Origin of the sequence: Streptomyces sp. NPDC047971 (assembly GCF_040653355.1) — a bacterium.
Classification (GTDB): domain Bacteria; phylum Actinomycetota; class Actinomycetes; order Streptomycetales; family Streptomycetaceae; genus Streptomyces.
The window spans coordinates 119,181-131,882 of record NZ_JBEZNW010000015.1 but is presented as its reverse complement, the minus strand read 5'-3'; the positions used below and the strand labels follow the sequence as shown (position 1 = coordinate 131,882).

At 73.0% G+C, this 12,702-nt stretch carries 13 protein-coding genes; 5 read left to right on the top strand and 8 right to left on the bottom strand.

What is annotated here, in order from left to right; translation table 11 throughout:
* Positions 1–109 precede the first annotated feature (109 nt).
* The 4 genes from AB0D99_RS16840 to AB0D99_RS16825 all read right to left on the bottom strand — a co-directional run bounded on the left by AB0D99_RS16840 (position 110) and on the right by AB0D99_RS16825 (position 4,183).
* A complete protein-coding gene (locus tag AB0D99_RS16840) occupies positions 110–877 on the bottom strand; it encodes a DUF2071 domain-containing protein (RefSeq protein ID WP_362361741.1) in 768 nt (255 codons plus the stop codon).
* A 269-nt stretch (positions 878–1,146) separates the two neighbouring features.
* A complete protein-coding gene (locus AB0D99_RS16835) occupies positions 1,147–1,368 on the bottom strand; it encodes a hypothetical protein (RefSeq protein WP_362361738.1) in 222 nt (73 codons plus the stop codon).
* Positions 1,369–1,469: 101 nt separating this feature from the next.
* Positions 1,470–2,894 (bottom strand): S8 family serine peptidase, encoded by a 1,425-nt coding sequence (locus tag AB0D99_RS16830; protein ID WP_362361735.1) that lies wholly within the window; start codon positions 2,892–2,894, stop codon positions 1,470–1,472.
* Positions 2,895–3,424: 530 nt separating this feature from the next.
* Positions 3,425–4,183, bottom strand: a complete 759-nt coding sequence (locus tag AB0D99_RS16825) for a DeoR/GlpR family DNA-binding transcription regulator (protein ID WP_362361732.1) — start codon at positions 4,181–4,183, stop codon at positions 3,425–3,427.
* Positions 4,184–4,232: 49 nt separating this feature from the next.
* Between AB0D99_RS16825 and AB0D99_RS16820 the strand changes: the two genes are divergently transcribed.
* The 5 genes from AB0D99_RS16820 (at position 4,233) to AB0D99_RS16800 (ending at position 7,696) form a co-directional block, all read left to right on the top strand.
* Entirely contained in the window at positions 4,233–4,394 is a 162-nt protein-coding gene (locus AB0D99_RS16820; RefSeq protein WP_362361729.1) for a hypothetical protein, read from the top strand.
* Positions 4,391–5,068 (top strand): NUDIX domain-containing protein, encoded by a 678-nt coding sequence (locus tag AB0D99_RS16815; protein ID WP_362361726.1) that lies wholly within the window; start codon positions 4,391–4,393, stop codon positions 5,066–5,068. The genes AB0D99_RS16820 and AB0D99_RS16815 overlap by 4 nt, the downstream gene beginning before the upstream one ends.
* 68 nt (positions 5,069–5,136) lie before the next feature.
* Positions 5,137–5,499, top strand: coding sequence for a hypothetical protein (locus AB0D99_RS16810; protein WP_362361723.1), 363 nt, complete (start codon positions 5,137–5,139; stop codon positions 5,497–5,499).
* Positions 5,500–5,533: 34 nt separating this feature from the next.
* Positions 5,534–6,079, top strand: a complete 546-nt coding sequence (locus tag AB0D99_RS16805) for a hypothetical protein (protein ID WP_362361720.1) — start codon at positions 5,534–5,536, stop codon at positions 6,077–6,079.
* 363 nt (positions 6,080–6,442) lie between these two features.
* Positions 6,443–7,696, top strand: a complete 1,254-nt coding sequence (locus AB0D99_RS16800) for a helix-turn-helix domain-containing protein (RefSeq protein ID WP_362361717.1) — start codon at positions 6,443–6,445, stop codon at positions 7,694–7,696.
* Between the two features lie 106 nt (positions 7,697–7,802).
* Here the strand turns inward: AB0D99_RS16800 and AB0D99_RS16795 are convergent, their stop codons facing one another.
* The 4 genes from AB0D99_RS16795 to AB0D99_RS16780 all read right to left on the bottom strand — a co-directional run bounded on the left by AB0D99_RS16795 (position 7,803) and on the right by AB0D99_RS16780 (position 12,391).
* A complete protein-coding gene (locus AB0D99_RS16795; protein ID WP_362361714.1) occupies positions 7,803–8,444 on the bottom strand; it encodes a lysophospholipid acyltransferase family protein in 642 nt (213 codons plus the stop codon).
* Between the two features lie 253 nt (positions 8,445–8,697).
* Positions 8,698–9,321, bottom strand: a complete 624-nt coding sequence (locus AB0D99_RS16790; RefSeq protein ID WP_362361711.1) for an isochorismatase family protein — start codon at positions 9,319–9,321, stop codon at positions 8,698–8,700.
* Between the two features lie 137 nt (positions 9,322–9,458).
* The gene (locus AB0D99_RS16785; protein ID WP_362361709.1) at positions 9,459–11,267 is read right to left on the bottom strand and encodes a (2,3-dihydroxybenzoyl)adenylate synthase; all 1,809 of its coding nucleotides are present in this window, start codon (positions 11,265–11,267) and stop codon (positions 9,459–9,461) included.
* On the bottom strand, positions 11,264–12,391 hold the full coding sequence (locus AB0D99_RS16780; protein ID WP_362361861.1) for an isochorismate synthase: 1,128 nt from the start codon (positions 12,389–12,391) through the stop codon (positions 11,264–11,266). The genes AB0D99_RS16785 and AB0D99_RS16780 overlap by 4 nt, the downstream gene beginning before the upstream one ends.
* Positions 12,392–12,702: the final 311 nt, after the last annotated feature.

The window sequence follows — 12,702 nt, the reverse complement described above, 5'->3', positions numbered from 1 at the left end:
CCGTGGTGCCCCCGGATGGGATGTCCGGTCCGGGGACGTCGACCCGCCACCGAGCGAGGCGACGGCGGTCGCCCCTCGCGGATCACCGCGCGGGGCGTGATGCGGCAGGCTACGGAGAACGGCGCGGGTGCGGGACGGTGACGGCTGAACGGGAGGGGCGGCCGAGTCGCACCGGGACTCCGGGGGAGTACAGGACGCTGACCGGTGCCTCGCTCGGGGTCGGCAGCCCGGCCGATGCGAGCAGGTTCTCCTCGCAGGCGAGCAGTTCCGCGCGGTACAGCGGCCAGCGAGGATGGTCGTTGGGCAGGTACGCCGCTCCGCCGAAGAAGGCGTTGTGCATGCCCCAGCGGGCGGTGAGGAAGTGTTCCAGGTCGGTGGGTTCCTCGATCCACTCGCCCCTGGCCACCGTGATGCGGCTGTGCGCGCCGCGCGGGCCGGGCCAGCGGCGGGAGCTGGCGTAGTCGACGGTGTCACCGTCGGAGCTGACGCTCATCCGGGACCACAGGTACGGGAGCCGGAAGCCTGCCCGCCCCATCACGACCGGGATCAGCCGCGACGCGTCCATCGACCGGAACACGACACCGCGCCGCCCCTGGGCGTCGACCGAGTACAGACGCACGTTGGTCTCGGGGAACGAGCCGAGGTACGGCACCCCGGGCAGCCGGAGCCAGCCGACGCGGTGCATCCGGAAGGCCACGAGCCCGACGTAGGTGACTCCCTCGTGCGTGTCGGGCACCGTCCCGCTGGGGAGCAGCGGAGCCACGACGTCCGGGTCGACGGCCCAGTGGATGAAGGTCAGGTCGAGCCACTCCTGGGTGAGGAGCGGGGCGCGTATGGGGGCGGGGGCGTCGGGCGTCACGGATGAGGGCGGCTGCACGCAGCAAGGATGGCAGAGCGGCGGTTCGCGGCCGCGCCATGGTCCGAGGACTCCGCGCCACGGTCCGGAGAGTACGGGAGCCGACGCGCGACGGTCCAGGACTCGACGGAGCGCCGCGCCACGGTCACGGGCGCCGCGCCCATCTCCGGGACTCGTCGGAGCGGGGAGCGATGGTCCGGGGCCTCACGGAGCCGACGCGCCACGCTCCGAGGACCGGTCGGAGCTGTCGCTCCGCGGTCCTCGGGCTCGTCGGGTACGGGCGGTCCTCCCTAGCCGCCCAGGTCGAACGGAGAACTCGGATTCACCTTGACCGGGAGGCCGAGGCCGGCCACGCGCGTGGGCAGGTCTTCTGGGCCCTCGGCCTCCACGACCATCTCGTCGTCACCGATCGGCACGGGGGTGGAATCCAGCAGCGTGCAGCCGACACCGGACAGCTTCGTCGCGAGGTCGCCGAGGTCGGTGCCTGCCGGCACCGTCAGGAGCCACTTCATCGACACCCTCTCGGTTCGGGCGGTTCACGGGGTACGCGTATGCGGCGGACCGAGGCGATCCCGCGCCAGGGGTCACCGCCGCGCGGGATCGATCCCGTGGCTCAGGGCTTCCGCAGGAGGAACGAGTACGACGCCGCGGCGTTCACGATGCCACGCCCGTACCCCGGATCCCAGACCTTGCCCGTCGTGTTGATCAGGCCGGCCAGCAGGGCCTCGCGCAGTTCCTGTGGGCTGAGTCCCGGGAACGCGGAGAGCAGCATCGCCGCGACCCCTGCCGCGACCGGTGTGGCCGCCGACGTCCCGTTGTCGAAGGGCGACCTCGGGGGCGCCGGCACTCCGCCGGGGCGGCCCGGGCCGAAGTTCCCGAAGAGGTGCGTGTACGAGGCGAAGTCCGGCTTCTGCGACTCGAACATGCCGGGCCCCTGCGAGGAGTAGCCGACACGTTCCTGCTGGCTGTTGACCGCGGCGACCGTGATGACCTCCCTGAGGCTGTTGGACGCGTGGACGGAGCGGCCGGGGCCGATGCCGGAGCGGTCGCAGCTCCCGCTCGGGCAGTGGACGCCGCAGTTGCCGGCCGCGAAGAACGCCGCCGCGCCGGAGGCCACGACCTCGCGCACCTTGCGGTGCAGCGGGTGGTCGAGGTCCCAGATCTCGTGGCCGGGGGCGAGCTCGCGGCGAGGCACGCCGGTGAACCCGTAACTGTTGTTCGTCAGGTGGGGCGTGCCGTCGAGCCTGCGGTGCTCCAGGACCGCCTGGAACATGGTCAGCGCTCCGCCGGAGTCCGGCTGCCCGAGGAAGGGGTAGTCGTACAGCCTGGCCGCGGGTGCCGCGACGAGGATGTCGGCGGCGCACATCGAGCCGTGACTGGTGATCGGGGCGGCCCCGGGCTGGAGGGTCGCTCCGTTGCGGGCGAATCCTCCGGAGACGGGGTAGACATGCCCGTTCACGCCTTCGTCGATGATGCCGACGACGACGTTCTGCCCTCGGAAGCCCTCCTGCCACGGCCGGGCGACGCCCAGCAGTGCCCGGATGGTCTCGAGGGTGGCGCCGGGGCGGAACGGCCGGCAGTCGAGGCCGGTGCGCGAGCGGGCGAGATCGAACGCGTTCGCCTCGACGTCGGTGCCCGGTTCGTTCGGGCTGCCCTCGTTCTCGTAGAGGTGGAGCGGGGAGCTGGCCCACACGCGCACGCCCTCGCGCTCGCGCAGCTCCGCCAGTTTGGTGGGGTCGACCTCCACCGGCAGCACGACCGAGGTCGCCGCCATGTCGGGGTTGGTCTCCGGAACCGCGAACTCCCGCAGGGAGCGCAGCGGCTCGGGGGACTCGCCGTCCTCCCGGGCCGGGCTGAACATGGGGACGGGTACGAAGTTCTCGCCGGGCTCGACCCCGAGCCCGGCCACCAGGTCGAGTTCGGGCAGAGCCTGGTCGAGAGCGGTGGCCTCGGAGGCTACGGCTTCCCGGAAGGCGCCGAATCCTTCGGGCTGGGTCTGTGACGCTTGGGTTTCGAGCAGCACCTTGATCTTGGCCATGGTTCGGCTCTTCTCTCCGTCCGAGGGCAACCAGGCAGTCGCGTGGGCCTCTCGCGTGGCCGGAGCGGCGATGGGGCATCGCGGCCGCGCGTCGGACAGTCGTAACGGCACCTATGGATCTGAGGTCTGCCGGATCGGGACCGCTCGGCGTGTGAACCCTCGGTCGGACGTCGGGTCGATCGAACGTCGGATCGGTCGGACGTCGGGTCGGCCGGACGCCGCGTCGGCCGAGTCGCGACAGACGGGTGGATGGCGCACCGGATAATCGGCACCTACCACAAATCTATGGATATCGCCCGATATGCGCAACTCTGAAGAGATAGTTGACAGTTGCACCGCGACTGTCCGTGAACGGCGCTGGTTGGTGCCTTGATCGAGATCTCTCACCGTGGCGTGTGCGGGTCGCCCGGGGCGATGGGTGACGGCTGGTCAGGGCGGTGGGCGGTTTCGAGGTGGCTTCCGTCGCCGGGCCTGCGCCACGCGGTCGGCGCGAGCTCGGGGCGAACCGTGCCTGTGCGGTCCCGCGCCGGTCAGCCGGTCCCGAGGACCTCGACCCCGCGCGCCGTCAGCTGCTCGATCACGGGGCCGTCCGGGGCCGCGTCGGTGATCAGTCCGCTGATCTCCTCCCACGGAAGGACCCGGAACCGCGATGCCGTGCCGATCTTCTCGGAGGAGGCGAGGATATAGGTGTCCGCCGCCCGTGCGGCCAGGGCGCGCTTCATCGCGGCCTCCTCGGCGTCGCCGGTGGTCAGTCCCGCGTCGGGGTGCACGCCGGTGACGCCGAGGAAGCAGAGGTCGGCGGAGACGTTCTGGGCGGCTTCGACCGCCGCCGCGCCGCAGGCGACCGCCGAGTGCTTGAAGAGGCGGCCGCCGAGCAGGAAGATCTCCGCCTCGGGGTGGTCGAGCAGGGCCGCGGCGATCGTCGGACTGTGCGTGATCACGGTGCAGGCCAGGTCCCGGGGGAGTGCGTGGACGACGGCGAGGGCCGTCGTACCGCCGTCGAGGATCAGGGCGCCGCCGGGCCGTACGAGTCCGGCGGCCACCGACGCGACCTTCCTCTTGCCGCCCGGGGCGACGGTCTGCCGGGTCCGGTAGTCCGCCACGGCGGGCGAGACGGGCAGCGCCCCGCCGTAGACCCGCTGGCACAGACCCTCGCCGGCGAGATCGCGCAGGTCGCGCCGGACGCTGTCCTCGGAGATCCCCAAGGCGGCGGCGACGTCCTTGGCGACGATCTTGCCCTCGCGGGCGAGCAGATCCAGCAGGTGGTCGCGCCGTTCGGCAGCCAGCATCCGTACTCTCTCCTGTTCTTGCACGTTTCTGCATGTATCGTAGCGCGCCATGACCGACCGGCACAGGCTCGTCCTCGCTGCGGGGGTCCGTGCCTCCGGCGGTGCGGCCGAACCGCGGGCCGCGGTCTGCGACCTCGTCCGCCGTCCGTTCCTGCCCGTCCATCACGACGCCGCGCAGATCTCGTCACGCACCCCGCAGGAGTACGCATGAGCCCCCGTCCCGGCGTCGACACCCCCGACCACCGCGGCCGCACCGGCCTCGACCGCGCGGGTCGCGAGCTGGACCGCAACCCCGACGTCGTGATCCGCGACGTCGAACTCACCTCCCAGGGCTGGCACGTCCTGCGCCGCACCACCTTCGACTACCGCCGCCGCGACGGCCGCTGGGTCACCGAGCAGCGCGAGACCTACGACCGGGGCAACGGCGCGGTCGTCCTGCCCTACGACACCGAGCGCCGGTGCGTCCTGCTCACCCGGCAGTTCCGCTACCCGGCCTACGTCAACGACCACCCCGACGGCATGCTGGTCGAAGCCGCCGCCGGGCTGCTCGACGCGGACGACCCGCCGGCCGCCGTCCGCCGCGAGAGCGCCGAGGAGCTCGGCATCACCCTGGGCCCGCTCACCCATGTACTCGACGCCTTCATGAGCCCCGGCTCCGTCACGGAGCGCCTCCACTTCTTCGCCGCGCCCTACACCCCGGCCGACCGGACCGGGACCGGCGGCGGACTCGAAGAGGACGGCGAGGACATCGAGGTCCTCGAACTCCCCTTCGCCGAAGCCCTCGCCATGACCCGCGACGGGCGCATCACCGACGGCAAGACGATCCTGCTCCTCCAATGGGCCGCCCTGGACGGCCCCTTCGCCCCCGCGGCTCCGACACTGTGACGCCGCTCCGCGGGCCGACGACCTCGCTGCCGCGAACCCCGAGGAGAGCGGTCGGATACGGTGACGTCATGACCGAGAGCCTGCCTGCCGACGTGGCCGACGTGCTGGCCGTGGTCCTGAACTCGGACGGTCCGATCGAGGTGGCGCTCCGGCAACAGGTTCCCCACCTCAGGGTGCGAGAGCGCTGTACGTGCGGGTGCGGTACCGCCTACTTCGCCCTCGACCCCGGCAAGGTGGCGCCCGCGTCCAGCGGCCCCGGCACGGCAGTGGTGGCCGAAGCGCGTCTGGTCACGGAGGCCGGCGAGTGCCCTGGCGAGGTCCTTGTCTTCGCACAGGGCGGCTATCTGTCGTGGCTGGAAGTCTGTTCATGGAGCGACGACACCGAGGTGACGCTGGCCGCCGCGCGTCAGTGGCTTCGCCGTGGTCGCTGAGGGCGCAACCCCTCGACGAAGGGGACTCCTCCTGGTGCGACCCATCGCCGAGTTCGCTGTCTCCGCCCGCCCGGACCGCGGCTTCGTCGAGGTCTACGACGCCGACGCCATCCTGGGCGACGACGAGGCATTCCGGGCGGCGCGCGACCATGTCGTGGCCGGCGACGGCTACCACCTGTATCTGTACAGCCTCCAGCCGGACATCCGCGTTCGCGTCGCGATCCGCCTGTGGGAATCAGCGCCCCCGCCGCCCGCGGATGCCGAAGGCCACACACCCGTGACGCTCGATTCCGAGACCGGGATCCTCGTCATCGGCCAACTCGCCCTCGGTCCCGCCGGGACGATGGACCTGCCCCAGCCGGGCCTCTACGAAGGCACGGCCTGGTGGGTCGGACGCCGGGCGACCAGCGACTACTACGACCAGACCCTCCGGCAGCTCGCAGGCGACGCGAGCCCGGAGCTTCTGACGCAGGCGTGGGCGCAGTGCCCTACCCGAGAGCAGTACGTCCTCGACCTCGGCCGCGCGGGCGAATCCCGCCCGGAGGCCGAGTGGCACGACGAGGTCACTCGCGCGCCGTGACCAGCGCGGGGGCCGGGCGTCGTACGACTGAAACGTCGGCCGGGCAAGCGAGCCCGTAGGTGGACAGAGCCGGAGCCGGGCGCCGGGGAGGAGTGGGCGGCGGGGCGGTCGCTGACGTGAGGGGGTTCGGATCCGGAATCATCACGATCCGGTCGAGACCGCGCCGCTCGGTGACCGACCGCTTAGCATGTTGCCCGCCGGGAAGGACGCTGCCCGCCCTGCGCCTGTGGTGGCCCGACAGGTGAAGGGCTCGCCGTGTTCCGTGCGGCCGCGCGTCGGGTCGGGCGCGCGGCCGCTGCTCACGGCGCCGCGGCATGCCGTCACCCCGCGTGGTGCTTCGCACCCCGTCCACCAGGAGCGTCCATGTACCGTAGTTCCGCCCCCGGCGACGCCATGGACCCCTCCTCCGCCGAGCTCTTCGACAGCGTGTGCCGGCGGCTTCTCGGATACGGCACGGAGTTCACGGACGCCGTTCTGGAGGCCATCCGCGCCGAGGTGCCGTACTACGCCGACCCCGTCCTCGCGCCGCCCGACGTGCGCCAGAACGTGGGCGCCGGGATCCGCCACAGCTTGGAGACCGGCGTGGATCCGAGCAGGATCGTGGACGTCGAGCGGTTCACCCGAGAGCTCGGCGTGCGGCGCGCGGAACAGGGCCGCCCCCTGGACGAGGTCCTGCATGCCTTCCGTGTCGCCGGATCCCAGGTCTGGAGAGGGATGATCGGCGTGGTGGAACGGGACGGCCTGGGCGACGTCCGCCGTCTCGTGCACGTCGCCGAGCTGGTGTGGAAGAGCAACGACCGCGACGCCGTCCTGGTCGCCGACGCCTACCGGCAGGTCGTCGACGGGGCCGCCGGGCGGCACGCCGAACGCGTTCGCCTGATCCTCGCCGCCCTGCTGGAGAAGCGCCCCGAACCCGAGTTCAGCCGGAGCGCGGCCGGCATCCTCGATCTGCCGCTCACCGGCCGGTACGCGGTGGCGGTCGTCGAGGCGACACCTCCGTACGGCCGTGTGCCACCGGCGGCACCGGAGCTGACGGGCATCCGCGTCCTGCGACACGCCTGGGGGCAACGAGCCGTCCTCGTCGCGCACTTGGGCGACCGGCCGCTGGAGGCGTTCGCCGCCGGCCTGGTGGGCGGCAAGGGTCTCCGGATCGGGATCAGTCTGGTCGTCCCCGGCCTGGAGGGTCTGGCCCGCGCGCGCGAGATGGCCGGGCTCGCGCTCCGCACCTGCCGGGGCGACGGGGAGATCGCCCGCCTCGACTCCCGCCTGCCCGACGGACTGCTGGTCTCGCGCCCCGACCTGTCCGACGAACTCGTCCGCCAGGTGCTGCGGCCCCTGTACGACCTGGAGCCGGCCGACCGCGACCTGCTGTTCGACAGCATCGGCGTGTGGATCGAATGCGGTGGCTCCACCGCCCAGGCGGCGCGGCGCATGTTCTGTCATCGCAACACCGTCCTGAACCGCCTGCGCCGCGTCGAGCAGGTCACCGGCCTCGCGCTGTCCCGCCCCCGCGACCTGGTGCGACTCACCCTCGCGCTCGACGCCCACCGCCTGCTGGGGCCGGCCGCGGCCGCCGGCTCGGCCGACGACCACCCACCGCGTCTCCCACCGCACTGACCCGCACACAGCGGCGTACGGCGGGGCGTCCATCGGCCCCGGGAGCCCGAGCGGCCGCACATGGGGAGCTTCGGCGGACGGACCGGGCTCTGCCGCGGCGGAGAGGTCAGCCGAGGCGGTCGACCGCGGTCCTCCAGGCAGCGGTCACCGCCGTGTGGGCCTGGGCCGTGCGCTCCGCGTAGTCCCCGGTCAGCGTGAGCGGTGCGCCCACGTGGACGTGCAGTCCCGGGCGACGCAGGGGCGCGGTGGCCACCCCGGCGAGCTGCTTCGCCGCGCTGCCCGAGGTGACGCGGCGCGCACCGGCCTGGCCCACGGGGACGACGGGCGCGCCGGTGCGGTACGCGAGGCGCGAGAGGCCGCTGCGGAAGGGGAGAGGAGGCGCTTCGCCGGAGTCGGTGCGGCGCGGGATGCCGCCCTCGGCGTAGATGAGGACGAGGCGTCCTTCGTCCAGGGCCCTCGCGGCCAGGTCGAGGGAGTCCGAGGCACGGCGGTCGTCGCGGATCACGGGGATGTGGCCTTCGCGGGCCAGGGCCTGGCCGAGGAAGGGGATGCGCCACAGTCCGGCGGCGGCCATGACGACGGGCGAGACACCGAGTCGGCGGAGCGCGGCGAGCACGATGGCCGGGTCGGCGAGCGAGGTGTGGTTCGCGGCGATGATGCTGCCGGGCACCAGTTCGGCCCGGGCGTTCATGGTCACGGCGAGGCGCCCTACGGCGGGGACCAGGACGTCGGCGATGCGGCTGAGCATGGGGTGCCTCCTTCGTGTCGACGAGTCTCCATCGTCGACGTCGGGGGTCACTGCGGCGTGAGCGCTCGTACTCAACTCCGCGCGGTCGCGGTACCCAGAACGCCGAAGGGCGCGGTGGCAGCTCCACCACGGCAGCACCCGGTCGCACGGGAGGCGCCCGGGTACAGCAAGGCCCTTCACGCCGTGGACGCCGTCACCGGGGCGCGGCTCGTCGCGACGGGCGCGACGAGCCGCACGCGTAGGCCACCCGGGTTCAGAACACCCGGTCGCTCGTGGTGACGACCGCGCAGCGGCCGGCCGCCCAGCGCAGGGCCATGTGGTGGTCCTCCTCCGAGAAGTCGGCGACGGCGTCCGCGACGACGAAGGTCTGGATGTCCCTCATCCAGGCGTCACACGCCGTCATCAGCACCCCGATGTGGGCGTACACGCCGGTCAGCACGAGCTGGTCGCGTCCCCACGCCCGCAACCGTTCCTCCAGGTCGGTGCGGACGAAGGCGCTGTACTTCCACTTCGTCAGCAGGATGTCGTCCGGCTCCGGCGCGGCGGCCTCCGCGATCGCCACCGCCGCCCGGTCCGCCGGGACGCCAGGACCCCAGAAGTCCTGCTGCAGACCGCGCTGTTCGGCCGTCTGACCGCCGGGCTGCGCGGTGTACACGACGGGTACTCCGCGTCCTGCGGCCCCCTCGCGGAGGCGCCGGAGGTTGCCGAGCAGGGCGGTGAGCGGCTCCGCCTCGGCGTCGAAGGGGGCGAGGAAGTGGTTCTGGAGGTCGTGCACGAGGAGTACGGCCCGGTCCGGGTCGACGGTCCAGTCCACCCGGTTGGCCGGCAGATCATCGGGACGGGGCATGGGGTACGGCGGGACGCTGGGGAGGGTCATGGGGAGGGAGATCCGTTCGGAGGTACGTGGGTACGCGGGTACGTGGGTACGTGGGTACGCGGGTACGTGGGCGGGTGGGTGAAGGGGGATCGGGTCGCACCGAGCCCGGTTGCACCGAGGCGGGCGCTTTCAGCGCGTCATGAGGCCGGTCCACCGGCGCGGAGGTGCTTCTTCGAGATCTTCCCGACCCCTGTCGTGGGAAAGACCTCGACGAAGACGATCCGGTCGGGCACCTTGTACGCCGCCAGGCCGCGCTCCCGTACGAAACGCCGCAGGGCCGGCGCCTTGACCTCGGGGGCGCCCTGACGCCGTATCACGTACGCGCAGCTGCGCTCGCCCAGGTAGGGGTCGGGCTCCGACACCACGTTGGCGTCGTGGACCGAGGGGTGGGCGAGCAGGTGGTTCTCCACCTCCTCGGCCGCGATCTTCTCGCCGCCCCGGTTGATCTGGTCCTTGGCACGCCCCTCGACCACCAGGTGGCCGCTCGGGGTGAGCCGGACGAGGTCGCCGGTGCGGTAGAAACCGTCCTCGGTGAAGGCGCGGGCGTTGTGTTCGGGCGCGTTCCAGTAGCCGCGGATGGTGTACGGGCCCCGGGTCAGCAGGTGGCCCGTCGTCCCGACCGGCAGGTCCTCGTCCTCGTCGTCGACGACCCGGATCTCGTCGTCCGGGGAGATCGGCCGTCCCTGCGTGGTGACGACCGTCTCCGGGGCGTCGTCCAGGCGGGTGTAGCAGACCAGGCCCTCGGCCATACCGAAGACCTGCTGGAGCGTGCAGCCCAGTGCGGGCCGGACCCGGCGGGCGGCCTCCTCGCTCAGCTTGGCGCCGCCGACGAGCAGCACGTCGAGGCTGGACAGGTCGTAGGCGGAGCGGGGCGCGGCGTCGATCCAGACGAGCGCGAGCGGGGGTACCAGACCCGTGATCGTCACGCCCTCGTCCTGGATCAGCGGGAACGCCGCCTCGGGGGTGGGCTGCGGGCACATCACCACCCGGCCGCCCGCGTACAGCGTGCCCAGTGAACCGGGTGAGGAGAGCGGGAAGTTGTGGGCGGCGGGCAGCACGCACAGGAACACGCTGTCCGCGTCGACGTCGCAGATCTCCACGGAGCCGCGCAGCGAGTACAGGTAGTCGTCGTGGGTGCGCGGGATCAGCTTGGGCACGCCCGTGCTGCCACCGGAGAGCTGGAGGAAGGCCGTGCCGGACGGATCGGGGTCGGCGAGGGGGAGGGGTTCCGCGGGCACGTCGGAGAGCGCCTCGAAGGGTCCCGCGTCCTCGCCGACGACGAAGACGTGCCGGAGCGACGGGCAGCGGGCGAGCACCGTGGTCGCGAGCGTCCGGTGGTCGAAGCCCGCGTGGACGTCGGGGATGACGTAGGCGGCGGCCTCCGTGAAGGAGCAGAAGTAGGAGATCTCCGACTCGCGGTGCGCGGGCAGCGCGAAGACGGGCAGCGCGCCCAACCGGAAGAGGGCGAAGACCACTTCGAGGAACTCGGCCACGTTGGGAAGCTGGACGACGACCTTGTCGCCCGTTCCGATGCCGCGGGCCGCGAGTCCCGCGGCGAGCCGGTCGGCGCGGCGGTCGAGGTCCGCGTACGTCCAAACTCTCCGGGCACCGTCGGGCCCGGCGCGGTCGACGACGGCGACGCGGTCGGGGTGCTCCCCGGCCCGGGCGCGGAGCATCGCGCCGAACGTCTCCCCCTGCCACCAGCCGGCCGCACGGTAGCGCTCGGCGAAGGCGTCGGGCCAGGTCGGCGCGGTGTACGGCGCGGTGTCGGCGCTGGTGTCCGTGCCGCGGGTGCCGGTGGAGCTGGTGTCGGTGCGGCGGGTTTCGGCGCCGGAGTCGTCGGTACGGCGGGTGCGGTGACGACCCGTCTCAGTACGACCCGTCTCAGTACGACCCGTCTCAGTACGACCCGTCTCAGTACGACCCGTCTCGGTCGGTGCGGTCACAGCTCGGCTCCTACGGCGTCCAGGAAGGTACGGAACTTGGCGGCGGTCTCCGCGGTCTCCGCCTCGGGCTCGGAGGCCGCGACGACACCGGCGCCCGCGTACAGACGGAGTGTCCGCCCGGCCGCCTCGGCGCAGCGGATGGTGACGACCCATTCGCCGTTGCCGTCGGCGTCGCCCCAGCCGCTGATGCCGGTGAAGAATCCGCGGTCGAAGGGCTCCGTCTCCCGGATGACCTTGCGGGCGAGCGGCGTCGGAGTGCCGCAGATCGCCGGGGTGGGGTGCAGCGAGGAGGCGACCTCCAGGGCGGACACCTCCGGGTGGGCGAGGACGCCGGTGATGGTGGTGGACAGGTGCCACATGGTGGCGGTGCGGATCAGCGACGGCCGGGCGGGCACGTCGATCGAGGAGCAGTAGGGGGCCATGTTCTGGTGCACGGCGTCGACGACGACCGCGTGCTCGTGCAGGTCCTTGGCGGAGTCGAGCAGGGCGGCGGCCCGACGCACGTCCTCGGCGAGGTCCGCGCTGCGCGGGGTCGAGCCGGCCAAGGGGTTGGAGACCAGCCGGTCGCCCAGCCGGGACACGAGCAGTTCCGGGCTGGCGCCGAGCAGGGTGCGGTCCGGTCCGACGGGGAGGCCGAAGGTGTAGCCGCCGGGGTCGCGGCGGGCGAGCCGCCGCACCATCGCGGCCGTGTCCGGCTCGTCGGGACCGGTCAGCTCCAGGGTGCGGGCGAGCACCACCTTGCTGAACTCGCCCTTCCACATGCGGTCGACGGCGGCGGCGACACCCCGGCCGTACACCTCGGCCCCGGGCACGGGTCGCACCGTCCAGCCCGCGGCTCCCGGCGCCGTGGTGGGCAGCGCGACGAGCGGGTCGGAGGCGAGCGCCGGCCCGATGCGCACGGTCTGCGGCACGACGAGCGCGGCCGGCGCGTCCTGGTCGAAGGGGATGGCGCCCATGACGACGTGGGAAGCCTGCCGTCGGGCGCGGGCCTCGGAGAGCGCGGCCGCGACGCGTTCGGCGACCGGGCGCGCACCGTGCGGGACCTCGTGCAGCACGCCGTGGGCCAGCATGGTGCGGGTCGGGGTGGCGAGGAACCTGTCGCCCGGACGGTAGGCGTCGAGCAGAGCGGTGGCGGCGCCGACGGTGCCCTCCGAGACCGGCGAGGAGACCGGCGGCCCGGCGGGCGGGCGCGGCGTCGGCCCGGCGGCGGCGCTCGGCGCGGCGGCACGGCCCGGTACGGTGGCCCGCGTGGTGGCGGGGCCGACGGGCGGGGCGGTGGACTGGGTCGGGAGCGGAACGCCGGGCGCGGACGGGAGCGCGGCGACCTGAGGGACCGTCGACACGGGTGAACTCCTTGGTGAGAAGTGGGGGTGGGGCGCGCGAGGGGCGGCGCGACCGGGACGGTGCGCGGGGCTTCGGCGCCGGGGTGTGCGGC